Origin of the sequence: Stenotrophomonas sp. OVS01A, assembly GCF_019969775.1 — a bacterium.
GTDB lineage: Bacteria > Pseudomonadota > Gammaproteobacteria > Xanthomonadales > Xanthomonadaceae > Stenotrophomonas > Stenotrophomonas indicatrix.
Map to the genome: position 1 here is coordinate 1165012 of NZ_JAHXYV010000001.1, position 22618 is coordinate 1187629.

The window sequence follows — 22618 nt, forward strand, 5'->3', positions numbered from 1 at the left end:
CCCGTCACTCTCTCCCGTATTGCGAGGTTCCCATGAGCAAGGTCGATATCGTTGGACGTGGCGGCCGCGTGATCAGCGTCCATCATCGTGTTGCTGCGGCGATGGAGCAGCGCGGCGGCTACCTGCGCCGTGACATGGTGGCGCACCAGCCCACCACGTCCCAGCCGGTTACCACGGCCACTCCGCTGAAAAAGCCGAAAAAGAAGGCCAAGAAGACGGCAGACAAGGCTGGCCAGCCGAACAAGGACGCATCCGTATGACCGGTTTCTCGCCCCGGGAGTTGGCCATCGCCGCTGGCGTGCGCCGGCATGGCGTCGACTACCTCAAATCGCTGTCGCCGGCCGTTGCTGCACCGGGGCGGGAATCGTGGCATACGCTGACCGTGCATGAGCCATTTACCGGGGCATGGCAGCGCAACATGGAGGAGCGTGCTACCACGGTCCTCACCTATCCGACGCTCTATGCCTGCCTCAACCGCATCGCCTCGGACATCGGCAAGCTGCCTTTTCTGCTGAAGGTGGAGGATGGGAGCGGGATCTGGCGTGTCGATAAGGGCAACACTGCCTATTGGCCTGTCTTGCGCAAGCCCAACGGCTACCAGACTGCGGGCCAGTTCCTCGCAGCTTGGATCCTCTCGAAGCTCATCCAAGGCAATGTCTACGTGCTGAAGGGGAGGGACGAACGCCGGGTGGTCAACCGGCTGTGGATACTCGACCCGTGCAGCGTCCAGCCGATGGTGTCCGAAAGTGGCGAGGTGTTCTACCAGCTGAATTACAGCACCGGTTCCAATCTGCTACCGGATGCTTACCCGGGCAGCCAGTTGATCGTGCCGGCTAGCGAGATCATCCACGACCGCATGAACTGCTTTCACCACCAGCTGATTGGTGTGCCTCCGCTATGTGCGGCGCACTGGCCAGCGGTGAAGAACCTGAAGATCCTGAAGGATTCGACCACCTTCTTCTCCAACGGCGCCAACCCTGGCGGCATCCTGACGGCTCCGGCGGGCATGTCCGACGAGGACGCAAAGGAAGTGAAGGACTACTGGAACAACAGTTTTCAGGGTTCCAACGCCGGCAAGGTGGCCGTGATTGGCGCCGACATGAAGTTCACGCCGTTCGCCTTCAAGGCCGCTGATTCGCAGCTTGTCGAACAGATGCGGTACTCCGACGAGCAGGTATGCCAGCCGTTCGGCATCCCGCCGTTCAAGATCGGCATCGGCTCCATCCCTGCGGGTATGAAGGTCGACGACATCAACCAGCTGTACTACTCAGATGCTCTGCAGGCGCACATCGAGGCAATAGAGGCGCTTCTGGACGAAGGGCTGGGCATCTCCCGCCCGATGGGCGTGGAACTGGATCTGGGACCGCTCCTGCGAATGGACGTGGGTAAGCAGGCAGAGGTCGAAACGAAGCTGGTGAGCGGGAACGTCAAGACGCCGAACGAAGCGCGGCTGGCCTTCAACTTGGCGCCGCTGGAGGGTGGTGACACCGTCTACATGCAGCAGCAGGACTACCCGCTCGACCAGGTACGGCAAAACAAGATCACGGCCGAGCCCGATGCCGCACCGGCGGCACCTCCCGCCGAACCCGACGACACGCCGCCTGACGACAGCGACGAAATGCGCGCGCTGCAGCAGGAGAATTTCATGATGAAGGCCCTTCACGCCGCGCGAGCCGAGGTATTCCGCAATGACTGACCCCATCGACTTCGGCAAGGAGATCGGCGGCCTAATCCGTGAGGCGATCGCGCCGGTGAAGCGGGAGCTGGAGGAGCTGCGCGAGCGCGGACCAGAGAAGGGTGACCCCGGCCAGGATGCGGAGCCGGTGGACGTGGATGCGCTGGCCGACCTGGTTGTGGCCAAGCTGCTGGAATCGCCCCGCCTGCTGACGCTGGTCGATGTGGCCACCGCCGAAGCTGTCTCAAAGCACTTCGAAGCCAACCCGGTGCAGCCTGGCCGCGATGCTGATCCTGCGGTGATCGAGGCAACGGTGAAGGCCGCTGTCGAGGCACTGCCTGCGCCGAAGGATGGCCGCGACGCCGATCCGGTCACCGAGCAGCAGCTGGCCGAGGCGGTCGCCAAGCACCTGACCGACAACCCGCCGCAGGCTGGTGCAGATGGCGTTGGCCTGGCCGGCGCCATGATCGATCGTGCTGGGGAACTGGTGATCACCACAACGAAGGGCGAGGCGATCAGGCTGGGCAAGGTCGTCGGTGAGGATGGCCGCGATGGTCTCAGCTTCGAAACGGCCGCCGGCGAATACGACGCCGAGCGCGGCTTCGTGCTCACCTTGGGCACCGGCGACCGCCGAAAGGAGTTCGTCCTGCCGTACATGGTGCACCGCGGCTTCCATCGCGATGGCCTGGGAATGAAGGCGGGCCAGTCGGTGACGCACGACGGTGCGCTGTGGATTGCCAAGCGCGACAACGCTTCGCGGCCCTGCTTGGAGAACGCGGACGACTGGATCCTGGCGGCGCGCAAGGGGCGCGACGGCAAGGACGGCAAGAGCGTGCGCGTGCCGGCCGAGCCTGTGCAGCTGGGTGGCAGCCATGCGTGAGTTCGTCACCCAGGCCGACGCCCGCGAGCAGATGCGCATCGACAGCGACGCCGATGACCGCTGGCTGGCCATCTGGATCCCGGCTGTTTCTGCCTCGGTCGCCGCTTGGCTGAAGCAGGATTGGCGCCTGTACGTGCTGCAGCGCGATTCGGATGGCGAGCTGGTGCGCGACAGCGCTGGCCGCCCGGTGCCGGCCGAAGACAGCAACGGCGAGCCGATCCTGCAGCCTGCAGTGATCGCCGCCACCTTGCTGGAGCTGGCATCGCAGTACCGATTCCGGGAGGGCGAGGGCGACAACGTGGTGCCGGCTGATGCCGGACACGGCTACGTGCTTTCGAAGGCCGCCACCGCACAGCTGGCGCCGCTGCGCCGCACGACGGTGGCCTGATGAGCAACGTGGCGACCGGAACCCTGCGGCACCGCGTGCTGATCCAGCAGCAGGTGACCACCAGGGATAGCGATGGCGTCGAACAGACGGCGTGGGTAGACGTGGCCACGGTGTGGGCCTCGGTAGAGCCGCTGTCGGCCCGCGAGTTCATCCAGTCCGGGCAGACGCAGGCTGCTATCACGGCGCGGATCACCATGCGCTACCGCGAGGGAATGCTGCCGACGATGCGGCTGATCCACCGCGGCGAGATCTTCAACATTGCCGGCCTGCTGCCGGATAAGGCATCGGGTCTGGAATACATCACCATTCCCGTCTCGGCCGGGGTCAACGACGGCCAATGATCGATTTCGACCTTCTTGGACCAGGCCCGAGCGCATCGGCAAGCCTGGCCGAACGGCTGCGCGGCCGTCGGGTTGGCGTGGTCGGCAACGCCTACGAGTTGGCGCCGTGGGCTGAATTCCTGGCGGCAAGCGACCGGCAGTGGTGGGACAAGTACCCGCAGGCCCGGGAGTTCGCCGGTGCCCGCTACAGCAGCCACCGGATTGGTGGGGTGCTGCAGCTGCCCGGCGCGCTGACTAACTGGAACAGCGGCGTGCTGGCGCTGGCAGTTGCTGCCCACCTGGGCGCGACGCTGGTCCGCCTGCACGGATTCGATATGCACGGAAGCCACTTCTTCGGCCCGTACGCCAACGGCCTGACCAACACGGCGCCGGCGCGGCGCGAGATTCACAAGCAGCAGTTCGCCCAGTGGGCGAGGCAGAACCCACACGTCCGGGTCGTGAACTGCACGCCCGGCTCAGCCCTCAGGTGCTTCGAATTCGATGAACAGATTGCCGCTTAACTCGGTGCGCGGTCGCATCCGCGCTTACATCGAGAGCCATGTCGGGGGCCTGGGCGATGACGTGCTGGAGGTCGGCAGCCGCATCCATGACCCAGCTGCGTGGTGGTGCACGAATCGCGATCTGGCAACTGGCCAGTGGACGGGCATCGACATGCAGGCAGGTGAGGGCGTCGACCAGGTGGCCGACATCCACGACCTGCCGGCCGAATGGTCTGGGCGCTTCAGCGGCATCGTGTGCTCGGAGGTGCTGGAGCACGTCGCCCGGCCATGGCTGGCCCTGCCGGAGCTTCGCCGGGTGCTGCAGCCGGGTGGCCTGCTGGTGATCACCACGCTGTTCGCCTTCCCGGAACACGGCTACCCCGAGGACTACTACCGGTACAGCCAGAGCGGGCTGCGGCTGCTGCTGGCCGATGCTGGGTTCAGCGACATCTCCACCGAGTACGCCGGCGAGGTGCCGATTGAACTGAACGACCATGGCGAGCGAGGCGTGGCCCGCCGCCGGCTGCCGATGCACACCTTCGCGGTGGCGCGATGCTGACGCTGCTGACGGCCACCGGTGCCCGGCCCGCTGCCTGGACGCTGTGCGAGCGCTGGATGGCGCGACAGGACTACGCCGGCCCGGTGCGCTGGATCATCGTGGACGATGGCCCTGAGCCGCAGCCTGTGACCTTCCGCCGCGAGGGCTGGCAGCTGGTGCTGGTGCGCCCTTCGCCGCATTGGGCACCCGGCCAGAACACGCAGGCTCGCAACCTGCTGAAGGGGCTGGCCGCAGTCGATCCGGCTGACAGCCTGGTGATCATCGAGGACGACGATTGGTATGCGCCGGACTGGCTGACCACGGTTGCCGCGGAGCTGCAGCACGCGGAGCTGGTAGGCGAGCACCGCGCCCGGTACTACAACGTGCAGAAGCGCCGCGGCCGACAGCTGGTGAACACCGGCCACGCCAGCCTTTGCAGCACGGCCATGCGCGGCTCGGCCTTGCAGGACTTCGCCGATGCCTGCCGATCGCGTCCGAAGTTCATCGACCTGGAACTGTGGCGCCGCCCGCGCGACCGGCGCCTGTTCGGCGGACACCGCGTTGTCGGCATCAAGGGCCTGCCTGGTCGCGGCGGCATCGGCATGGGGCACGACGCCGGGTTCAAGGGTGAGCCGGACCCCACCGGTGCGCTGCTGCGGGACTGGATCGGATGTGATGAGGAGGCGTATCGATGAGCCGGATTGGCATGACCATGAACATCACGGGCCTGGACGGGACGATAGGCACGCTCCAGAGCCTTCCCGCTGAAGTGGTGTCCAAGCGCGGCGGCCCGGTGAAGATGGCCCTCGCCCGCGGCGCGCGGATTCTTCGCGGGTACGCAAAGCAGAACCTTCGGGCTGCCATCGCCAACGCGCCCACCACGCGCAGTACCGGAGAGCTCGAGAAGCGCGTCATCGCCTCGCGCGGCAAGGCTCCGAACGGAACGAAAGGCGAGCGTTACCTGGTCCGGATCAAGAAGAAGGACTACCTCAATGCGGATGGCGTGCGCACCAATCCCCTGATGACGGCGAACCTGCTCGAATGGGGTTCAAGCCATCAGCCGGCAACCCCGTGGCTGAGGCCGGCAGTGATGCAACACGGTGGGCAGATCATCACCGCGACCCGAGATGACCTGACGCGCCGAGTGGATCTTGCCGTGAAGAAGCTGGCCGCTCAGAACGCGGGGACGCGCTGATGCTCCCGAAGGTGGCTCGAACCATCAGGACGCCGGCAGTTGCCGCAATTGTCGAGGATCGCATCGGGCGGCACGGACAGATATCCCCCACCGAGAAGCGTCCGTACGTTGTCTGGCAGGTGGTCAGCGGCCAGGCGTACGACAACCTGAGCGCGGCGCCCGGCGGCGACTTCACCACAGTGCAGATCGACTGCTACCACCCTACGGATGCCGGTGTGGAGCAGCTGGCCAAGGCAGTTCGCGACGCGCTGGATGCGGTCCTCATAGTCAACCGCGTAGCGATCAACAACGTCGATCCAGATACCAAGCTGTACCGCATCGGCCTCGAAGCCGATTTCATCGACCAGCGCTGAACGCTGGTCATCCGTAATGCCGCCCTCGCGCGGCCCTTCAGAGGAAACTGCCATGACCGAGGGCGTCGTCAAGACCCAGGGCACCCATCTGTTCTTCGTCAACCCGAATGCGGCCGGCGGCCCGGCGATCGTCAAATTCGCCTGCCCCACCGGCGCATCCGGCCTGGGCGGTGCTGCCGACCAGATCGAGTCCACCTGCCTGGATGCAACGGTGGACAAGGAGTACCAGCGCGGCCTGGGCAACCCGGGCCAAGTGTCCATCCCGTTCAACTACATCCCCAGCGACGCGTCGCACGACGCGCTGTTCAAGCTGAAGGACACCGGCGAGAACGTCAGCTGGTACATCGGCCTGAGCGACGGCACGGCAACGCCCACGCTCGACAGCGAAGACGAACTGGTCCCGCCGCTGGCCACAGCCCGCTCCGGATTCCTGTTCAACGGCTACATCTCCGACGTGAACATCGACATCGCCACCAACGAGATCGTGCGGGGCACGGTCACCGTCCAGCGCAGCGGCGGCGTCACCCGCTACGGTAAGCCGCTGGCCTGAGCCCATCCAAGCGCCCGGCGCCCCAGTGGCGCCGTGGCGCACCCTCCCTACGGAACTGTCCCATGACCGAGAACATCAACACCGCAGTGCCGCTGCTCGACCCTTCGCTGTTCATTTCTGACGACGTGCACGAGCGGGAGGTGAAGCTGGCCGATGGCCGCAAGAACACGTTCTTCATCCGTGAGCAGGATGCCGGAGTGCTGCGCGGCTTCTTCGCTGGGCAGGCAAGCGACGATCCGGACAAGCAGGCAGATTCAATGGCGAGACTGATCGCAAAGGCCATCTGCGATCCAGAGGGCAAGCCTGCGCTCTCGCTGGTGGACGCCAAGCGTCTGAAGTTCGCTGTCCAGATCGCCCTGACCCAGGCAATCAGCGAGGTGCACAGTTACCAGGGAAAGGACAGCTCGCCCGCCGCGGAAGCGGAGAGTGGTTCCGATACCAGCTCGCGCTGAGCCTCGGGAAGACCCTCGGCGAGATCGACGCAATGCCGGCCGCTGAACTGAACGGCTGGCGTGCCTTCTACGAGCTGTATCCGTTCGACGATCTGCACCGGTTCCACCGGCCGGCTGCAGTGATCGGCGGCGCCTTTGGCGGCAAATACGAAAGCATCATCGGCTTCCTCGCGCCTAGCCCGGACGATCCGGTTCTGAGCGACGCCGATCGCGATGTATCCAAGGCCCTCGGCTTCTAACCTCACTGGATTGAATCATGGCCACAGCTGGCTCCATCGTCATCGACCTGTTGATGAAGACAGGCTCGTTCGAGACCGATACCGAGCGCTCCGCGAAGTCGCTCAGAAAGCTCGGTAAGGACGCTGGCGATTCCGCCGCGAGCATCGGGCGTGCCTTCGGTCTGATCGGTGGCACCGTTGCTGGCGGCCTGGCCACGGCGGGCACTGCGGTACTCGGTTGGACCCGACAGCTGGTAGATGCTTCGGCGGAGCTGGAGAAGTTCTCCCGCCTGTCCGGAACCAACGAGCAGGTGTTCCAGCGCATGGCCGCCGGTGCGGCCACCGTTGGCATCCAGCAGGACAAGCTGGCCGACATCTTCAAGGACACCCAGGACAAGCTGGGTGATTTCCTGCAGACCGGCGGCGGCGCGATGAAGGACTTCTTCGAGCAGATCGCCCCGCGCATCGGCTTGACTGCGAAGGAGCTCCAGCACCTGAGCGGGCCGGAGGTGCTACAGAAGTACTACAGCGCCTTGGAGCAGGCCGGGGCCAGTCAGGCCGAGATGGTCTTCTACATGGAGGCCATCGCCAGCGATTCGTCGCTGCTGGCGCCGCTGCTGGCGCGGAACGGTGAGGGCTTCCGCAAGTGGGGCGATGAGGCGCAGCGGTTGGGCGCGGTGCTCGATGCCGACACCCTGAAGGCCATGAAGGAGGTGAAGGAACAGTCCAACTTGATCCAGCTGGCGTTCCAGGGCCTGAAGAATGAGGTCGCGGCCGAGCTGCTTCCGCAGTTCAAGGAGCTGACAGCGTTCCTGGGCTCGGACCAAACGAAGAGCGCGTTCGTCTCGATCACGAAGTGGGTGGGCGACTTGGCCGCCGAGATGGCCAACGGCGCCGTGCTGATCGTCAATTTCATCGACAAGGCCAACCAGCTGCGAAAGCTGGACGCGGGCGGAATGGTCGGCGACGCCGGCGAAAATGCCCTGAACACCCAGATGGCGCGGCTGACCGACCAGATCAACTACGCCAAGAAGAACACCTCAGGCTTGTTCGGCCTTCCGCTGACCGACGGGCAGGAGGAAGCCCGCCTGAAGCGCATCAATGACCTTGAAGCCAAACGGCTCGACATCCAGAGGGAACTGACAAAGCGGTACAGGTCGGAGGCCGCCGGCGAGAGCTTCAAGGGGGTGACTGGCTCGGTAGATAGCACAGCGCGTATTCCTGGGAGTGGTTCAGCTACCGGGGCAGGTGCTGCTGGAGCTTCGGATCGGCGTACGGGCGCCTTGACCAAGGAAAAGTCGCTGCTGGAGCAGATCGCGGAGGACTACGAGGCGTTGTACGGCGCCGGCAGCAGCCGAGCCGATGACCAGATAGCAAAGCTGGAACGAGAGATCGCTCTGCATGGCGATCTGAGCGAATCGGCAAAGCTGAACTACGACATCCAGACCAACGCCTTCGGTGCGCTGAGTGAGGCACAGGCGGAGGTGCTCCGCAACTTGGCCGCGGTGAAGGACGCGCAGGACGACTTCGCCGCTCTCTACGGAGACGGTCTACAGGATCTGGCCAGCAAGACCCAAGAAGCGAACAGCCAGATGAGCGTCTTTGCCGACCAGGCCGCCCGCAACATGCAGGACGCCTTCGCCGACTTCCTGTTCGATCCGTTCTCCGAAGGGGTGGGTGGCATGGTGCAGGGATTCGCCAAGGCCCTGCAGAAGATGGCCGCGCAGGCAGCTGCGTCGCAGATCTTCAAGATGATCGGCAGCTGGGCGAGCGGCTACAGCGGCGCCGGTGCCGGCTGGGTCAACGCGATCGGCTCGGCCATTGGCTCGTCAGGTGGACGCGCTGGCGGTGGTCCGGTAGCGGCAGGAAGCATGTATCGCGTTGGCGAGGGCGGTCGTCCGGAGCTGTTCGACCAAGGTGGAAAGACCTACCTGATTCCTGGCGATGCCGGATCCGTCCGCCCCATCACCGCAGGGCTCCCTGCTTCTTCGATGGCCGGTGGCGCCGGTCCCACCAATCAGTTCAACACTACCCTCAACGTCACCTCGGAAGGCACCAGCACCACCCAGCAAGGAAGTGGGGACGAAAAGGGGCAGCAGATCCAGAGGGCGTTCCTGGCAATGATCAATCAGTGGGCCGTGCAGCAGTCTCGCCCGGGCGGCCTCTTCCACCAGATGAGCGTGCGCAATGGCTGAGGTATTCACCTGGTGCGTGCGCACCGAGATCACCGGCACCGGTGACTTCCGTACCCGTGAGGCGCAGTTCGGCGACGGCTACCGACAGACCGCCGCCGATGGACTGAACAACGAAACGCAGCAGTGGCCGATCTCGATGGTTGGCCGCGAGTCGAAGGTTGGCCCGGCGCTTGCCTTCCTGCGCGCGAGGAAAGGGGCCGTGTCCTTCCTGTGGACGCCACCGCTGGGCGTTCAGGGCCTGTACTTGTGCAAGACCTACACCATTATTCCCCATGGCAATGGCTTGTTCACGCTCAATGCCACATTCGAACAGACGTTCCAGCCGTAAAGGAAGACCATGACCATCGAGATCATTGACACTGTCACGGATCACGGGACGTATAAAGGCGACCCAGCAAAAATCGCCTTTGAGAAGGCAAACTCAAATTTCGCCCAAGTCGCAGGACCGCTCGGTGTTTCAGCGATATCAGGGGCGGGCCTCAAGATCACGCGCACTGGAGCAAATTCGGTATCCGTAAGCGAAGGATTCGCCTACGTCCCGGGGCTCAACAAGGTCGTGGTGCTGGCTTCACCAGCCGTGTCAACGGGGTTGGCTGTCCCTGCGGGTACGTATCTCCACGGCTACCTGTATGAGTCTTCGCCCGGGCAGGGAGCAGTAGAGTGGGTAACCACCGCGATGTCGGCGCCATACAGTGGTTCTGCCAGGACCAAGTCGGGTGATACAACTCGTCGCTACATCGGAAGCATTCGATCCATTGCAGCGAATACCCTCGCGAAGTTCATACACAATCCGGCGAACAACGCCGTCCGCTACTTGGAAGACATAAACCAGAGCTTCCTTCGTCCGCTCGTCAATGGGGTCAGTACCACAAGCACCAACATCAGCTGCTCGAACTGCGTGCCGGCAAGCGCCCGAATTATCAATGTGTTCGCAGAGAACGTCGCTGACAGCAGCGGCGCCTTAGTGTTCATTTCTAACAGTGAATCAGGGCCAGCCGGAAGTGGAAACATTCTGGCATTCCTGCGCACAGGTGGCGTCCTGTATGGCGAACTTACGCTGGATTCGAGCCAGCAGTTCAACTATGCGAGAGCTGTGAGCAGCACCGGTGGGCTCACTGTTTGGTGCAACGGCTATGTTTTCGAGAGGTAACCATGTACGCGATCACAGAGCTTGGATTCCGCGTCATAGCTAGCGCCGACGACCTGGCCGAGGGCGAAATAGCAGTCGAAGAGGTTCCGGAATCACTTTGGGGTTCAATAGCGAGGCAGGATGCCATTCGACGCAGGGATGATGCGCTGAGGGACACAGCGTTGGCCTTATGGCCGGATTCACCGTTGAGCGAGGAGAAGCGGGTTCTGATATTGGAGTATCGCCGCCTCCTTCGAGAACTGCCCGATCACCCTGGCTTTCCTGAATGTGAGTTTCCGGAGTCACCGATCCCATGATTACTGCTGATGCTCAACAGCTCGAGCCGGGCGGGCGAATCACCTTGTTCGAACTGGACGCCAGCAGCTTCGGTGCAGACCAGCTGTTCTTCCACGCCCACCTGCAGTCTGGCGTGATCTGGTGGCAGGGCCAGGAGTACGGGCCGTGGCCCATCGAAGCAACCGGCTTCGCGCGCACCAGCGATCAGCCGCCGAACCCTCGGCTGAAGGTGAGCAACATCGATGGCCGGATCACGGCTCTATGCCTCCTTTTCGACGACCTGGTGGGCGCGCGAGTAATCCGCCGTCAGACGCTTGCCAAGTACCTGGACGCGGCGAACTTCCCCGACGGCAACCCGACGGCTGACCCGAATGAGCACTTCCTGGACGAGATCTGGTTCATCGAGCGCAAGGTCGCTGAGGACAAGCAGATGGTCGAGTTCGAGCTGACCACGGCCATCGACCTCAACGGTGAGCAGCTGCCCGGGCGGCAGGTTATCGCCGGCGTGTGCGGCTGGCTGATCCGTGGCGGCTACCGCGGGCCCTACTGTGGCTACAACGGCCCGGCGGTCGCCGATGCCAACGATGTGCCCACGACGGACCCGGCGCGTGACCAGTGCGGGGGCAGGGTTGGCAGTTGCAAGCTACGCTTTGGCGCGGACAAGCCGCTGCCATACGGGGGCTTCCCGGCCGCTGGCCTGCTGCGCACCTGAAGCGCCTAACAATTCCGCACCCTACAGCCCGCCTTGCGCGGGCTTTTTCTATGAGCGAACCATGGAACTGACCACCCTGCAGGCTGTCCAGGCGCACGCCGTGGCCGAGTACCCGCGCGAGTGCTGCGGGCTGATCGTGGCCGGTGCTGATGGCGAGGCCTACCTGCCGTGCCGAAACGTGGCCACCACGCCCAGCGAGCACTTCCGGCTGCCGGCCGAGGACTATGCCGATGCCGAGGATATCGGCGCGGTGCTGGCCGTCGTGCACAGCCACCCGAATGCACCAGCCACGCCCTCGGACGCGGACCGAGTCATGTGCGAAGCCAGCGGCCTGCCGTGGCACATTGTCAGCGTGGGCCAGGTCACCGGTGCCGAACCCGAGTGTGGCGACCTGCAATCGATCGAGCCGGCCGGCTACGTCGCACCGCTGGTGGGTCGGCAGTTCGCCCACGGCATCCTCGACTGCTACACGCTGGTGCGGGACTTCTATGACCGAGAGCTGGGGATCAGCCTCAGCCAGTACGACCGCGACGATGACTGGTGGGAGAAGGGGCAGGACCTATACAGCCTGGAGCGGTTGAGCGCCGAGGGCTTCAACCTGATCGAGGGCGCCCCGCAGCGCGGCGACATGGTGCTGATGCAGATCCGGTCACCTGTCCCAAACCATGCCGGCGTCTATCTCGGCGACGGCCAGATGCTGCACCACATGCACGGCCGCCTGTCGGAGGTGATCACCTACGGCGGCATGTGGGCCGAGCGCACCCGTTACATCGTCCGCCACAAGGAGGCAGCCCGTGTCTGAGCGCCTGCGCACCATCCGCCTGTACGGCCAGCTGGGCAGCCGCTTCGGGCGCTCGTTCCGCTTGGCTGTGAACAGCCCGGCCGAGGCCGTGCGCGCGCTCTGCGCGATCCTTCCGGGCTTCCAGCAGTACCTGGCTCGGGCGAAGGAGAACGGCATGGCTTTCGCCGTCTTCGTCGGTAGGCAGAACCTGACGAAGGATCAGCTGCAGGACCCGCCAGGCAATGAGGACATCCGCATTGCACCGGTTCTGCTCGGCAGTAAGCGTGGAGGTGCCCTCCAGACGATCATCGGCGTGGTGCTGATCATCATCTCTTATGTCTTCCCAGTGACCGCCCCCTACTTGCTGGAGCCCGGTATCGCGATGGTCATCGGCGGCGTTGTGCAGATGCTTGGGCCGCAACCGAAGGGCTTGGGCTCGCAGGATAGTCCTGAGAACCGTCCGAACTACAGCATGAACGGCACCGTCAACACCCAGGCACAAGGCAACCCGGTGCCAGTGGCGTATGGCGGCCATGACACCAAGGGGATGCTGACCGGTTCCGCAGTCATCAGCGGCGGCATCATGGCGGAGGACCAGCTTTGAACCTGCCCATCGCAACTCCTATCGCGCGTGCCGTGCAGCTGGCCGGCGCCGGTGGCAAGAGTGGCAGCAACGGCCGCACGCCCGTGGAAACTCCCGACAGCCTGCACTCGATGGCTGTTGCAAGAATCATCGACTTGGTCAGCGAGGGTGAAATCCGTGGCCTGGTCGCCGGCAATCAGTCGATCTACCTGAACCAGGTTCCCATCCAGAACCCGGACGGTGGGCTGAACTTCGCCGGCGTCACCGTGGATACCCGGTCCGGGACGCAGGACCAGGAGTACATCCCCGGCTTCCCATCCGTGGAGAATGAGATCGGGGTCAATGTCGAACTGCGCAGTGATCAGCCGATCGTGCGCACGGTGAGCGGGTCAGACCTATCGGCAGTTCGCATCCGGCTGGCCGTGCCAGCACTGCAGAAGGTCGACGAAGCGAATGGAGACCGCAACGGGTATTCCATCAGCTACGCGGTGGACCTCTCCGTTGACGGCGGCGCCTACACGACGGTGCTCAATGACGCGATCACCGGCAAGACGACCACGCAGTACGAGCGCAGCCGCCGCATCGACCTGCCTGCGGGATCACAGTGGCAGATCCGTATCCGCCGGCTTACCCCCAACCAGAACAATTCTCTGATCTCGGACACAGTGAACGTGCTCTCGATGACCGAGATCATCGACGTGAAGCTGCGCTACCCGAACTGCGCCCTGGCTGCGGTCCAGGTGGACGCCAGCGCCTTTCAGAGCGTGCCGTCGCGTTCCTACCGCATTTGGGGACGCATCGTCCGCGTGCCGAGTAACTATGACCCCATGGGCCGTACCTACAGCGGGGTGTGGGACGGCACCTTCAAAGCTGCATGGACAAACAACCCAGCATGGGCGTTCTTCGACATCGTCACGAACGACCGCTTCGGCCTGGGCAACCGTATCCCTCTTGACTGGGTGGATAAGTGGCGGCTTTACCAGATTGCCCAATATTGCGATCAGCTCGTCAGCGACGGGCAGGGCGGTCAGGAGCCACGCTTCACCTGCAGCCTGTATCTCCAGACGCGAGCAGACGCGTACAAAGTGGTGCAGGACATGGCCAGTATGTTCCGTGGCATCAGCTTCTACGCTGCTGGGCAGGTCATGGCCTCCGCTGACATGCCGAAGGATCCAGGTGCCACATTCAGCCCGGCCAACGTGATCGATGGACAGTTCCGCTACGAAGGCAGCGGCCGCAGGGCTCGGCACACCGTGGCATTGGTGTCATGGACCGATCCTGACGACTTCGGTCGCCAGAAGGTTGAGCCAGTGCAGCATCTGGATGGTATCGCACGCTATGGTGTGAACCAGACGGAGGTGACCGCCATCGGCTGCCATTCGCGTGGCCAGGCGCAGCGGATCGGCAACCACATCCTTTTCACGGAGACCCTTGAAACCGAGACGATTCGATTCGCCGTCGGCCTTGACTCTCTGAACTGCATGCCTGGTGACGTGATCCAGGTGTCAGATCCCAACCGCGCAGGTCGTCGGAACGCTGGTCGGATTCGTGCGGCGACCGCCAACAGTCTGACGCTGGACCTTGTGCCGGACACAATGGACGTCGGGGATACGCTACGCGCCACGCTCCCCAGCGGCGGGACGGAGGCAAGGACGGTCAATGGCGTCAACGCATCGACAGGAGTCGTTACCGTATCGGCCCCGTGGAGTGCTGTGCCAGTTCCGCAGTCGGTATGGGCAACGGAGTCTAGCGAGCTGGTGCTACAGCTGTTCCGTGTGATTGGCATCGAAGAAGGCGAGGGGCTGACCTTCAACGTGACAGCACTGAAGCACGTCCCCGGCAAGTACGCCGCGATCGACGACGGCACCCGTCTGGAGCTGCCGCCGATCAGCATCATCCCGCCCAGCGTGCAGCCGCCGCCGACCAACGTGGCGCTTTCCTCGCATGTGGTGATCGAGCAGGGCATAGCCACCCCGACGCTGACCATCCAGTGGGACGCGGCAGACAAGGCCATCGCCTACGACGTGGAGTGGCGCCGGGACGACCTGAACTGGGTTCGCGCAGGCCGGGTGGCCACCAGCAGCATCGAGGTGCCCGGCATCTACGCTGGCCAGTACCTCGCGCGCGTGCGGGCGGTGAACGCGCTCAATGCCGTCTCGCTGCCGGCCATGAGCCCGCTGACCACAATTGCGGGCAAGACCGAGCCGCCGCCGGCGGTGACCTCGCTGACCGCCACGTCCATCGTGTTCGGCATCCGACTGGCGTGGGCATTCCCACCCGGGGCGACGGACACGCAGCGCACCGAGATCTGGCGCAGTCCCAGCCCCAATCGCGAGACCGCGACGAAGCTGGGCGACTACGCCTACCCGCAGAACCGCCTTGAACTAGATGGCCTGGCTGCCGGTGCTCGTTTCTTCTTCTGGGCGCGGCTTGTGGATCGGTCCGGCAACATCGGCCCTTGGTATCCGGAAGGCACCGGGGTGATGGGCGAGGCCAGCACCAACCAGTCCGACTACGACGCCTACTTCGCCGGCAAGATCAGCGAGAGCGCGCTGGGCCAAGCGCTGCGCGAGAAGATCGACAGCATCGACCAGATCGTGCCGCTGATCTGGGACGCTGCTGCGACCTACGAGCCGGGCCAGACGGTGGTGCACAACGGGAAGATCTGGAGCTGGCAGGGAACCGAGCCGGGGAACGAGGAGCCACCGGGTACGAACTGGCAGGACGTGGGGGATGCGATTGCTCAGGCCGGTGCCATCGTTGGTCGCGTCAACACCTTGGAGCTGGAGGTCAACGATCCCGAAACCGGTCTGCAGGCCATCGGCCGTAAGACAGATGGCCTGTTTGCCCAATTGGACGTGCAGGCGGCTGGTGATCAGGACTGGGGCGCTGGCGACGAGACTGTGTTCGCTGGCTCGGTGACCATCCAGACCGTGATCGCCGAGGGTGACCGGGCGCTCGCAGAGCGTGTGGACACCGTGGAAGCATCCATCGGCGATATCGACCTTGGGGGCATCCAGGCATCAGTGCAGCAGGTCAGCCAGGCAGTGGTTGACCTCAATGGCAGGGTGAGCGCGACGTATACCCTGCGCGCCCAGGTCACCTCCGACGGACGCATCTACGGCGCCGGCTTCGGCCTGGGTGTCGAGCAGCAGCCCGACGGCAGCTTCCAGAGCCAGGCACTGTTCCAGGTGGATCGGTTCGCGCTGATCAACATCGCCAACAACGTGACGACAGCGCCGTTCGTGGTGCAGAACGGCCAGACCTTCATCAGCCAGGCGTTGATCGGCACCGGCTGGATCCAGAACGCGATGATCGGGGATGTGATCCAGTCGACGGCTGTCGGTGCTGGCGGACTGCCTCGCTGGAAGCTGGACAAGAACGGCAGCCTTACGATGAACGGCCCGGTCGGTGGTGGGTCATTGGCGATAAATGACCGAAACATCTTCGTCCGCACCGCCGGCGGGCAGCCGTTGGTCGCCCTCGGGGATGGAATCTGATGGCAACCGGAATGCGGGTCTGGAACCCCGATGGTTCCATCAAGTTCGAAGTCACGACCCGCCTGACCCGGCTGCTGGGTCAGGTGCAGACTGGCAATCAGGACGGGTATCTGGATGTTCCCAACCAGGGAAACCAGGTCTTCTTCTTCATCATCTCCAATAACCCGGCGCAGCCGACTCGCGGGATACCGGTGATCGGTGTTTCTGGGAATCGCCTGTCGTGGACGTTCATGGAAAACGTCCGCACACCCTGCACTCTCTACTATGGACTCTGGTGATGGCGACTGGCTTCAAGGTCTGGACCAACAATGGAAGCGTCCTCACAATCGACGAGTCCTATGAGAACCTGTCGCTCTATAGCTCGGGGACAGGGCAGACATCCGCCGCGGATGCGTCATTGGCATATGGGCTGTATACGCTAACGCTCACGCTGCCAAGCGCGGCCATTCCTCAGCTGGCATTGCGGACCCACGACCCTTCGAAGTACATCGGGATCGTGGGGGCGTCGGCCAATGGCAACATCTACAGCTTCCTGATTCGAACGCAGGGTGGGCCGGTCGATTTCAGCTGGTACATCTTCACCATCCCTGCATACATTGCGGCGAGCACCGTCGGCATGAAGGTGTGGCGCCCCAGCGACGGGCGCCTGGTGTTCGACACAGGGATGAGCTGGATGCGGGTGGCGGGGCAACTCTTGGGGGCCGATGCTTCGGTGCAACTACCCGACCCATCGCGGACCTATGCCGTCGCGTTCGCTGCGGCAGCCATGAATCAGGTCAGGCAATGGCAGAATCAACCCGAGACACAGCCGGCAGTGGTGGCTCAGACCACCAACATCATCGGCGCACGCGTGCTCAATGGGGTTCTGTCAAGCCTGAGCATGCGCGTGGATGTGACACAATCCTCCCCAGGCACGCCGGCCGACATCGGATACATCTCCAACGGCGTGGCCGCCTACTTGGCTCTGGACATCACCGGGTACTGACCGGCCGATCCTTGGTGCGGCCTTCCTGATAACGAACCACGTTGCCAAACGCGACGTATCCGCCGGGGCGCTTGAAGTTCTCTGCTGAGAACCCGCGCTGGCTTCCCTCATCGCTGGTAGTGGTGTGAAAGGTGATACCTGTCGACGTGAAGCCGGCCACAGTGTTGGCCAAGTCAATGTCGCACTTCTTCCAGGTGTTGCTCGTGCCCAAGCGGATCCCGAACCGCTCCCCCGACTTCCCGATCACACCGCAGATGGAAACGCGCCGCTGTCCCGTGACCTCGATAGCCTTCGGGCTGATTCGAGCGACGAACCCGTCCATCGTCTCGCCAGGCGTCGAAATCTCTTCGTAAAGCTGGGTGGGGTCCTGCGCTGAAGCGGCGAGGACTGGACTGGCTACGACGGCGGCCAGAACTGCGGAAAAGATCGATACGCGCATGACGCTCTCCTTGTGTTGTGCTGCGAACAAGGGAGAGGTTACGCCCAATCCAGGGCAGGTGCCTTACGGAAAACCGTTCGCGTTTGGCTGCCGCGAACGTTCGAACACGCCTCACGTCGACCGATCATTGAGCCTGGCGGCGACCAACTTGCAGTAGTGCCCAGACCCAGCCAGATCCCATGAACAGGCCGGCGAGCCATGCCAAGTCCTGAGCGTAGGCCGTGAAGTCGCCCAGCTCATCGGCTGACCCCCAGCTGTTTGGCATCCAAGACAGCATGAAGGCAACGCCGGCACCGGTGATAGCGGCCGCAGCTATCCAGGCCAGCACCTGCAGAACGATGCCGACGGTACGGTAGCGGCCGCCCGGCGTGTATAGGCTGCGGACCCAGTCGGGGAACAGCCATGAAGCCAGCTGCAGGTGCACTAGAGCCGCTAAGGATAGGGTCGACCCAGTGATCGCTATAAAGAGAACGGCTGTCTGCATAGTGAAACTCCCTCCATGGCATCGGCGCGGATTGTGCCACGGGTTCACCCTTTACGATGAGACGCAGTTGCCTGCCTCAGGCCACGGGCTGCAGAAGATCCTCGCGGTTATTCCGCGGCGTGTTCACCGCACGGCTGACGCGGTAGGCCTCCATGGCCGGCGTCTCGCTGGCCAGCAGCATCGCCATGGCGTCGTCCGGGCTGGCGGCCATCCACTCATCGATCTGGCCGGCCTGCAGCCACACCGGCATGCGGTCGTGGATGTCGGCCGATACGCCGCTGCTGTCGCCGGTGATGATGGTGAAGGTGCCGAGGTTGCCGTCGGGCAGGAGAGGGCTGGTGTCCTCCCAAAGGCCAGCGGCCAGCAGCGGCCCGGTGGCGTGGATGAACCATGGATCTTTCTTCCCGTCCTCTGGGCTCACCGACCACTCGTAGTAGCCGGCCATGGGGATCACGCACCGGCGCTTCTTGAACGCCGATCGGAAGGCCGGTTTGGTGGCCACCGTCTCGATCCGGGCGTTGATGGTCGAGCCCTGCAGGCCCTTGACCTTCGCCCAGAACGGCAGCAGGCCCCAGGCCAGCCGCGTCACCTGCCGGCCTTCGCCGCGGTCCAGGATCACCGACGCTCGCTGCGTGGGCGCGAGGTTGAAGCTGGGCTGGATCTCGGCCAGGCCGGGGGCAAGGTCAGCCAGGCCCGGCTGGCCAAAGTCGACGACGGGGAGCTGGACGAATCGGCCGCACATAGCCGGAGCGTAGCCCGCCGGCCCGTGGCCGGGGCGTGTAGGAGGCCCCAGGCGGAGGGGCCACTCGGCATGTCAAGTCTGGCCGTGTGACACCGGTCCGCGTTAGCATCGCGTCCCCTCTGGCGGTGCCGGGGCAATTGGATACACTACCCCGCATGACGAGCATCACCATCCCCGGTGGCCTGCTGGTTGCCATCGAGGGAATCGATGGGGCCGGCAAGTCGACCTTGGCCAAGGGCCTGACCGAGCGGCTTCGCGCCCACGGCGTGGCCGTTTCGACCAGTAAAGAGCCGACCAATGGCCCCTGGGGCACCAAACTTCGTCAATCTGCTGAATCCGGCCGCTTGAGCCCTGAGCAGGAAGTCGAGTACCTGCTGGCTGATCGTCGCGATCACGTCGAGCAGTTCATTGAGCCAGCCCTGCAGCGCGGCGAAGTGGTGATCCTGGATCGTTACTTCCCGTCCATGGTGGCTTACCAAGGCGCTGCCGGCCTGCCGGTAGAAGACCTGTCGAAGGCGAATGACTTCGCGCCGCGGCCACACCTTATGTTGCTGCTGGACGTCGAGCCGGCCACAGGGCTGGAGCGGATTCGTGCGCGCGGCGACCGGCCCAACCACTTCGAGAACGAAGACAATCTGGCCCTATGCCGGCAGATATTCCTCGGCATGCCGGAGCGCACCAAGTGCGTGATCGACGCCTCGAAGTCGGAGGCGGACGTCCTTGAAGATTCCTATGCCCTGCTTATCCGCCAGTTCGCCCAGAACATCGGCGGCCTGTCGCTGGAGAACATCGGAAAGGTGGGCGCCCTGATGGAAGGGCACCTGTCTTAATCCGGTCAGGATTCAATCGCAGCATCTGCGACGGCCGGCCGTATCCTTCCCGCCATGCTTCCCATGCACGGCTATCAAGGTTTCCGCACCGCACCTCCACCCTCCGGCTGGGTCCGCCTGAGGGACACATGGGTGCTGTGGTGGAGTGGCCGGCAGATCGCCCAGGTTTCGCCGGCGAAGGAGCGCGGGGTGCGTGTGCACCTCGATGCCCGGAAGATGTGGCAGACCAAGGATGTATGGGCGGCGAGCGTTGACCAGGGCAAGCGCTACGCCGAGCGGTGGTGCGCGGCCAGGCTCTACCCAGAGATGCGGCTGCGAGCCGCTGTGGCTCGGATGGTAGACGGCTCCCCGGGGGAACCTCTACCGCCGCTGCCCGGCCTGCCGCCGACACCCGAACAGCTGCAGCAGGCCCGGCGTCTGGCCGAGGCGGGGGCGAAGGAGCTGGAGCGGGTCAAGGAAGCGCTGGCGCCAATCCGTCCGCCGTCGGCGACGAAGCCCAGGGCGAAGGACCCGCAGAAAACGCGGGTAAGGGCAGCGCTGCGGGATCTACGGCGCGGGGTGTGAGAGTAAAATGGACCCAAGCTGGTCCCGGCCACGTCGCAAGCCATTGATTGAAATGGCGATGAAATCCCCCTCCTAAGGGGAAGGTCGCCCGTTCGAATCGGGCCGGGGTCACCATAATCAATGGCTTAGGCCATTCGGCGCATAGCCATTCGGCGCATAGCGTCTACTCCACTGTTTTCGGCATATCCATGCCGTTTGGTCACAGTAGTCACAGTCGGTCTGCGTCTGCGAATCTATCTGGCAGGAAGCCGAGCGCGCGGGGTGTCCTTCATGAGCGTGGCGCGAATGGCGGCGAGCCTTTCCGCCGACGTTCGGGCGGAGCGCATCACGGCATCGATGCCAGGCTTCCAGCGGGTCAGCTTTTCGGTTTCGTGGTTCCAGTGGAGGATGTCCCGTATCGCGACGCCGTCCACAACCCGCATCACCAGATGGTTGCCGGTTCCATTCGACGCGAGCGCCACAAGATCAAGTGATCGAAGGTGCATTCCCCACGCACCGCGCAGGTTCTCATACGTGACCGATCCGGCCGTCTTCCGCGGGTTGCCAGGGTCAAAGACCGGGAAAAATCGCCACCCACCCGGTAGCTCGGTGCCGTTGTGCGTGAGCCAGACGGCCCTGAGTTCAACTGGAAACACAACGCACAGCTCCCGCTCTGCCTCATCAATGAGCGCCGCAGTGGCAACGGTGGTACCTCCCTGCATCGTCGTCTCCTTTGTTCGGGACTGCCGATTGTACGAAACGAGCATCGGGCCGGGGTTACCAAAATCAATGAGTCAGGCAAGCGCAGTGGCGTGCAATTCCCACTGTTTCCCGCATATCCACAGGATTTGGTCCCAATGGTCCCAGCGGCGCCGGTCAGTACCGGAGCTTCGCCACGGCGCCATCATCGCCTTCAGGCGTCAAATGGGCGTAGTACTTCTCGGTCGTGGCGTAATCAGCGTGCCCGGCCAGGATCTGCACCCTTCGCAACGGCACCCCGGCCATGACCATGTGGGCGCAGAAGGTGTGCCGTAGCCGGTGGAGGCTGCCGCCGATTCCCGCACGCTTGGTATCCGAGGCGAACCAGTCGGATACCGTGTCCTTGTGCACGGCGACCAGCGTATCGGGTAGGTGGCGCAGCGCCCAGCGCGCATACCGATTCAGTGGCACCTCGCGCCACTTGCCCGACTTCGTGCGTCCCTGGCCATCTTCGTCCGGATCGCTCTCGACCCTGAGCCTGCGCCCGGCCACCGAGTCCTTGCCCAGTCCGACCAGCTCCCCGCGGTACAATCCCGTGTGGGCCATGAACAGCCACAAGGGGCGCCCGGCGGGAGTTCGCACGGTACCGCTTGCGCATCGCCGCCCGGTCGTAGATCCGCGGCGAGCTGAAGCAGCCGCGCGACGGCAGCCAGCACTATCTGATTCACAAGATCGGCCATCTGATGATCGACAACGTGGAAGGTTGGGAGCAGCTGGACCCGCATGACGCGGTGAAGCGTCTGCCCACGTCGGGCGCATCGACGCGTGCCCGCAACAGCGCCGGCGCCATGGATTACGTCCTGCAGCCTGTCCAGCCTTCGCACTTTGCCGTTGTTGCCGGCTGGCTCGACTCACCTGAGGCGACCCTGCGCTGGGCAGGTCCCGGCGTTCCCTTCCCCTTGCCTGCCGAAGCCTTCGCCGCTGCATTGGCGTTGCCTTCGCGTCCAGGCTGGACACTGCAGGATGCCGACGGCGCCTGCCTGGGCTTCGGCCAGTATTGGCAGACAACACCTGACAGCATGCACATCGGGCGCATCATCGTGTCGCCGCAGGCGCGCGGCCGTGGCCTGGGCCGGGAATTGATGACCGCATTGTGCGCCGAAGCCCTTCGCAGCAGCGCTGCCGTGCAACTGACGTTGAAGGTCTATAGGGACAATCAGGCGGCCGTGGCGCTGTACCGCGACCTCGGCTTCGTCGCCAGCGAAGACGCCTCCACGCCTGAGCTGCTGTTCATGGCATGCCGTACAACCTGAGCGGGAAAGGGCAGGGCTCTGCACTCCCGCTGCACATCCTGTGCACGCGCTGCTGCAAGCGGACTCGGCAGTCTGGTGCCGTCCCCATCGGTTGCCTAGGAGCGCCCCCATGAATACCCCCGGCACCCCCAAGCCTTCCTGGCGCCAGCGCAACGTGCTGCTGACCGTCGCCGCCGTGCTGCTGGTGATCGTGCTGATCCTGCTCTTCGTGCCCTGGTAGAAGCCTGGCTGCCGCCAAGCGCGGCGCGATCCCCCTTCCACTTCAGCTCCCGCCGGTAGCCCATGGCCCGGCGGTTTTTCTGTGTGCGCCCCACGCC

At 64.2% G+C, this 22618-nt stretch carries 30 protein-coding genes; 25 read left to right on the top strand and 5 right to left on the bottom strand.

Annotated features, from left to right (window positions below):
- Positions 1–32: 32 nt before the first annotated feature.
- The 22 genes from LC407_RS05645 (at position 33) to LC407_RS05755 (ending at position 17251) form a co-directional block, all read left to right on the top strand.
- Positions 33–260: a hypothetical protein gene (locus LC407_RS05645; RefSeq protein WP_223482365.1), complete on the top strand. Its 228-nt coding sequence runs from the start codon at positions 33–35 to the stop codon at positions 258–260.
- Positions 257–1696, top strand: coding sequence for a phage portal protein (locus tag LC407_RS05650; RefSeq protein ID WP_223482366.1), 1440 nt, complete (start codon positions 257–259; stop codon positions 1694–1696). Before LC407_RS05645 ends, LC407_RS05650 begins: the two co-directional genes overlap by 4 nt.
- On the top strand, positions 1689–2555 hold the full coding sequence (locus tag LC407_RS05655) for a hypothetical protein (protein ID WP_223482367.1): 867 nt from the start codon (positions 1689–1691) through the stop codon (positions 2553–2555). The genes LC407_RS05650 and LC407_RS05655 overlap by 8 nt, the downstream gene beginning before the upstream one ends.
- A complete protein-coding gene (locus tag LC407_RS05660) occupies positions 2548–2943 on the top strand; it encodes a hypothetical protein (protein WP_223482368.1) in 396 nt (131 codons plus the stop codon). Before LC407_RS05655 ends, LC407_RS05660 begins: the two co-directional genes overlap by 8 nt.
- Positions 2943–3284, top strand: coding sequence for a phage head closure protein (locus LC407_RS05665; protein WP_223482369.1), 342 nt, complete (start codon positions 2943–2945; stop codon positions 3282–3284). The genes LC407_RS05660 and LC407_RS05665 overlap by 1 nt, the downstream gene beginning before the upstream one ends.
- Entirely contained in the window at positions 3281–3784 is a 504-nt protein-coding gene (locus LC407_RS05670; protein ID WP_223482370.1) for a hypothetical protein, read from the top strand. The genes LC407_RS05665 and LC407_RS05670 overlap by 4 nt, the downstream gene beginning before the upstream one ends.
- Positions 3765–4322 carry a methyltransferase domain-containing protein gene (locus LC407_RS05675; protein ID WP_223482371.1) on the top strand — a complete coding sequence of 186 codons (558 nt, stop codon included), beginning with the start codon at positions 3765–3767 and terminating at the stop codon, positions 4320–4322. Before LC407_RS05670 ends, LC407_RS05675 begins: the two co-directional genes overlap by 20 nt.
- The gene (locus LC407_RS05680) at positions 4316–4996 is read left to right on the top strand and encodes a glycosyltransferase family A protein (RefSeq protein WP_223482372.1); all 681 of its coding nucleotides are present in this window, start codon (positions 4316–4318) and stop codon (positions 4994–4996) included. Before LC407_RS05675 ends, LC407_RS05680 begins: the two co-directional genes overlap by 7 nt.
- Complete coding sequence (locus LC407_RS05685) at positions 4993–5496, top strand: hypothetical protein (RefSeq protein ID WP_223482373.1); 504 nt, start codon at positions 4993–4995, stop codon at positions 5494–5496. Before LC407_RS05680 ends, LC407_RS05685 begins: the two co-directional genes overlap by 4 nt.
- Positions 5496–5849 (top strand): DUF3168 domain-containing protein, encoded by a 354-nt coding sequence (locus LC407_RS05690; protein ID WP_223482374.1) that lies wholly within the window; start codon positions 5496–5498, stop codon positions 5847–5849. The genes LC407_RS05685 and LC407_RS05690 overlap by 1 nt, the downstream gene beginning before the upstream one ends.
- A 52-nt stretch (positions 5850–5901) precedes the next feature.
- Positions 5902–6399 carry a phage tail tube protein gene (locus LC407_RS05695; protein WP_049464582.1) on the top strand — a complete coding sequence of 166 codons (498 nt, stop codon included), beginning with the start codon at positions 5902–5904 and terminating at the stop codon, positions 6397–6399.
- A gap of 62 nt (positions 6400–6461) precedes the next feature.
- Positions 6462–6851: a phage tail assembly chaperone family protein, TAC gene (locus LC407_RS05700; RefSeq protein WP_223482375.1), complete on the top strand. Its 390-nt coding sequence runs from the start codon at positions 6462–6464 to the stop codon at positions 6849–6851.
- 32 nt (positions 6852–6883) lie between these two features.
- Positions 6884–7090 carry a hypothetical protein gene (locus tag LC407_RS05705; RefSeq protein WP_223482376.1) on the top strand — a complete coding sequence of 69 codons (207 nt, stop codon included), beginning with the start codon at positions 6884–6886 and terminating at the stop codon, positions 7088–7090.
- 17 nt (positions 7091–7107) lie between these two features.
- Positions 7108–9264, top strand: coding sequence for a hypothetical protein (locus LC407_RS05710; protein WP_223482377.1), 2157 nt, complete (start codon positions 7108–7110; stop codon positions 9262–9264).
- Positions 9257–9592 (top strand): phage tail protein, encoded by a 336-nt coding sequence (locus tag LC407_RS05715; protein ID WP_223482378.1) that lies wholly within the window; start codon positions 9257–9259, stop codon positions 9590–9592. The genes LC407_RS05710 and LC407_RS05715 overlap by 8 nt, the downstream gene beginning before the upstream one ends.
- A 9-nt stretch (positions 9593–9601) precedes the next feature.
- Complete coding sequence (locus LC407_RS05720) at positions 9602–10414, top strand: hypothetical protein (RefSeq protein ID WP_223482379.1); 813 nt, start codon at positions 9602–9604, stop codon at positions 10412–10414.
- A gap of 292 nt (positions 10415–10706) precedes the next feature.
- Positions 10707–11402 (top strand): phage minor tail protein L, encoded by a 696-nt coding sequence (locus LC407_RS05730; RefSeq protein WP_223482381.1) that lies wholly within the window; start codon positions 10707–10709, stop codon positions 11400–11402.
- Between the two features lie 61 nt (positions 11403–11463).
- Positions 11464–12204, top strand: a complete 741-nt coding sequence (locus LC407_RS05735) for a C40 family peptidase (RefSeq protein ID WP_223482382.1) — start codon at positions 11464–11466, stop codon at positions 12202–12204.
- Positions 12197–12787 (top strand): tail assembly protein, encoded by a 591-nt coding sequence (locus LC407_RS05740; RefSeq protein WP_223482383.1) that lies wholly within the window; start codon positions 12197–12199, stop codon positions 12785–12787. The genes LC407_RS05735 and LC407_RS05740 overlap by 8 nt, the downstream gene beginning before the upstream one ends.
- The gene (locus LC407_RS05745) at positions 12784–16266 is read left to right on the top strand and encodes a DUF1983 domain-containing protein (protein WP_223482384.1); all 3483 of its coding nucleotides are present in this window, start codon (positions 12784–12786) and stop codon (positions 16264–16266) included. The genes LC407_RS05740 and LC407_RS05745 overlap by 4 nt, the downstream gene beginning before the upstream one ends.
- Positions 16266–16544, top strand: a complete 279-nt coding sequence (locus LC407_RS05750) for a hypothetical protein (protein WP_223482385.1) — start codon at positions 16266–16268, stop codon at positions 16542–16544. Before LC407_RS05745 ends, LC407_RS05750 begins: the two co-directional genes overlap by 1 nt.
- A complete protein-coding gene (locus tag LC407_RS05755; RefSeq protein ID WP_223482386.1) occupies positions 16544–17251 on the top strand; it encodes a hypothetical protein in 708 nt (235 codons plus the stop codon). Before LC407_RS05750 ends, LC407_RS05755 begins: the two co-directional genes overlap by 1 nt.
- Here the strand turns inward: LC407_RS05755 and LC407_RS05760 are convergent.
- The 3 genes from LC407_RS05760 to LC407_RS05770 all read right to left on the bottom strand — a co-directional run bounded on the left by LC407_RS05760 (position 17238) and on the right by LC407_RS05770 (position 18916).
- Entirely contained in the window at positions 17238–17690 is a 453-nt protein-coding gene (locus LC407_RS05760; RefSeq protein WP_223482387.1) for a hypothetical protein, read from the bottom strand. The two genes, LC407_RS05755 and LC407_RS05760, sit on opposite strands and share 14 nt — an antisense overlap.
- A 124-nt stretch (positions 17691–17814) precedes the next feature.
- Entirely contained in the window at positions 17815–18174 is a 360-nt protein-coding gene (locus tag LC407_RS05765; protein WP_223482388.1) for a hypothetical protein, read from the bottom strand.
- Between the two features lie 76 nt (positions 18175–18250).
- The gene (locus tag LC407_RS05770; protein WP_223482389.1) at positions 18251–18916 is read right to left on the bottom strand and encodes an SOS response-associated peptidase; all 666 of its coding nucleotides are present in this window, start codon (positions 18914–18916) and stop codon (positions 18251–18253) included.
- 155 nt (positions 18917–19071) lie between these two features.
- Here LC407_RS05770 and tmk point away from each other — a divergent pair, with 155 nt between their 5' ends.
- On the top strand, positions 19072–19746 hold the full coding sequence (gene tmk / locus LC407_RS05775) for a dTMP kinase (RefSeq protein ID WP_223482390.1): 675 nt from the start codon (positions 19072–19074) through the stop codon (positions 19744–19746).
- A 54-nt stretch (positions 19747–19800) separates the two neighbouring features.
- A complete protein-coding gene (locus LC407_RS05780) occupies positions 19801–20310 on the top strand; it encodes a hypothetical protein (RefSeq protein ID WP_223482391.1) in 510 nt (169 codons plus the stop codon).
- A gap of 233 nt (positions 20311–20543) precedes the next feature.
- On the opposite strand, the gene LC407_RS05785 is transcribed toward LC407_RS05780, so the two are convergent.
- Complete coding sequence (locus LC407_RS05785; protein ID WP_223482392.1) at positions 20544–21011, bottom strand: SMI1/KNR4 family protein; 468 nt, start codon at positions 21009–21011, stop codon at positions 20544–20546.
- Between the two features lie 154 nt (positions 21012–21165).
- Positions 21166–21594 (bottom strand): tyrosine-type recombinase/integrase, encoded by a 429-nt coding sequence (locus LC407_RS05790; RefSeq protein WP_263292176.1) that lies wholly within the window; start codon positions 21592–21594, stop codon positions 21166–21168.
- A 242-nt stretch (positions 21595–21836) separates the two neighbouring features.
- Here LC407_RS05790 and LC407_RS05795 point away from each other — a divergent pair, with 242 nt between their 5' ends.
- Positions 21837–22301: an N-acetyltransferase gene (locus tag LC407_RS05795; RefSeq protein WP_223482394.1), complete on the top strand. Its 465-nt coding sequence runs from the start codon at positions 21837–21839 to the stop codon at positions 22299–22301.
- Positions 22302–22618: the final 317 nt, after the last annotated feature.

What these genes read in the sequence shown, in the direction of transcription:
- LC407_RS05645 (WP_223482365.1), top strand. Translation starts at nt 33, where the DNA reads ATGAGCAAGGTCGATATCGTTGGACGTGGCGGCCGCGTGATCAGCGTC.
- LC407_RS05650 (WP_223482366.1), top strand. Translation starts at nt 257, where the DNA reads ATGACCGGTTTCTCGCCCCGGGAGTTGGCCATCGCCGCTGGCGTGCGC.
- LC407_RS05655 (WP_223482367.1), top strand. Translation starts at nt 1,689, where the DNA reads ATGACTGACCCCATCGACTTCGGCAAGGAGATCGGCGGCCTAATCCGT.
- LC407_RS05660 (WP_223482368.1), top strand. Translation starts at nt 2,548, where the DNA reads ATGCGTGAGTTCGTCACCCAGGCCGACGCCCGCGAGCAGATGCGCATC.
- LC407_RS05665 (WP_223482369.1), top strand. Translation starts at nt 2,943, where the DNA reads ATGAGCAACGTGGCGACCGGAACCCTGCGGCACCGCGTGCTGATCCAG.
- LC407_RS05670 (WP_223482370.1), top strand. Translation starts at nt 3,281, where the DNA reads ATGATCGATTTCGACCTTCTTGGACCAGGCCCGAGCGCATCGGCAAGC.
- LC407_RS05675 (WP_223482371.1), top strand. Translation starts at nt 3,765, where the DNA reads ATGAACAGATTGCCGCTTAACTCGGTGCGCGGTCGCATCCGCGCTTAC.
- LC407_RS05680 (WP_223482372.1), top strand. Translation starts at nt 4,316, where the DNA reads ATGCTGACGCTGCTGACGGCCACCGGTGCCCGGCCCGCTGCCTGGACG.
- LC407_RS05685 (WP_223482373.1), top strand. Translation starts at nt 4,993, where the DNA reads ATGAGCCGGATTGGCATGACCATGAACATCACGGGCCTGGACGGGACG.
- LC407_RS05690 (WP_223482374.1), top strand. Translation starts at nt 5,496, where the DNA reads ATGCTCCCGAAGGTGGCTCGAACCATCAGGACGCCGGCAGTTGCCGCA.
- LC407_RS05695 (WP_049464582.1), top strand. Translation starts at nt 5,902, where the DNA reads ATGACCGAGGGCGTCGTCAAGACCCAGGGCACCCATCTGTTCTTCGTC.
- LC407_RS05700 (WP_223482375.1), top strand. Translation starts at nt 6,462, where the DNA reads ATGACCGAGAACATCAACACCGCAGTGCCGCTGCTCGACCCTTCGCTG.
- LC407_RS05705 (WP_223482376.1), top strand. Translation starts at nt 6,884, where the DNA reads ATGCCGGCCGCTGAACTGAACGGCTGGCGTGCCTTCTACGAGCTGTAT.
- LC407_RS05710 (WP_223482377.1), top strand. Translation starts at nt 7,108, where the DNA reads ATGGCCACAGCTGGCTCCATCGTCATCGACCTGTTGATGAAGACAGGC.
- LC407_RS05715 (WP_223482378.1), top strand. Translation starts at nt 9,257, where the DNA reads ATGGCTGAGGTATTCACCTGGTGCGTGCGCACCGAGATCACCGGCACC.
- LC407_RS05720 (WP_223482379.1), top strand. Translation starts at nt 9,602, where the DNA reads ATGACCATCGAGATCATTGACACTGTCACGGATCACGGGACGTATAAA.
- LC407_RS05730 (WP_223482381.1), top strand. Translation starts at nt 10,707, where the DNA reads ATGATTACTGCTGATGCTCAACAGCTCGAGCCGGGCGGGCGAATCACC.
- LC407_RS05735 (WP_223482382.1), top strand. Translation starts at nt 11,464, where the DNA reads ATGGAACTGACCACCCTGCAGGCTGTCCAGGCGCACGCCGTGGCCGAG.
- LC407_RS05750 (WP_223482385.1), top strand. Translation starts at nt 16,266, where the DNA reads ATGGCAACCGGAATGCGGGTCTGGAACCCCGATGGTTCCATCAAGTTC.
- LC407_RS05755 (WP_223482386.1), top strand. Translation starts at nt 16,544, where the DNA reads ATGGCGACTGGCTTCAAGGTCTGGACCAACAATGGAAGCGTCCTCACA.
- LC407_RS05760 (WP_223482387.1), bottom strand. Translation starts at nt 17,690, where the DNA reads ATGCGCGTATCGATCTTTTCCGCAGTTCTGGCCGCCGTCGTAGCCAGT.
- LC407_RS05765 (WP_223482388.1), bottom strand. Translation starts at nt 18,174, where the DNA reads ATGCAGACAGCCGTTCTCTTTATAGCGATCACTGGGTCGACCCTATCC.
- LC407_RS05770 (WP_223482389.1), bottom strand. Translation starts at nt 18,916, where the DNA reads ATGTGCGGCCGATTCGTCCAGCTCCCCGTCGTCGACTTTGGCCAGCCG.
- tmk (WP_223482390.1), top strand. Translation starts at nt 19,072, where the DNA reads ATGACGAGCATCACCATCCCCGGTGGCCTGCTGGTTGCCATCGAGGGA.
- LC407_RS05780 (WP_223482391.1), top strand. Translation starts at nt 19,801, where the DNA reads ATGCTTCCCATGCACGGCTATCAAGGTTTCCGCACCGCACCTCCACCC.
- LC407_RS05785 (WP_223482392.1), bottom strand. Translation starts at nt 21,011, where the DNA reads ATGCAGGGAGGTACCACCGTTGCCACTGCGGCGCTCATTGATGAGGCA.
- LC407_RS05790 (WP_263292176.1), bottom strand. Translation starts at nt 21,594, where the DNA reads ATGGCCCACACGGGATTGTACCGCGGGGAGCTGGTCGGACTGGGCAAG.
- LC407_RS05795 (WP_223482394.1), top strand. Translation starts at nt 21,837, where the DNA reads ATGGATTACGTCCTGCAGCCTGTCCAGCCTTCGCACTTTGCCGTTGTT.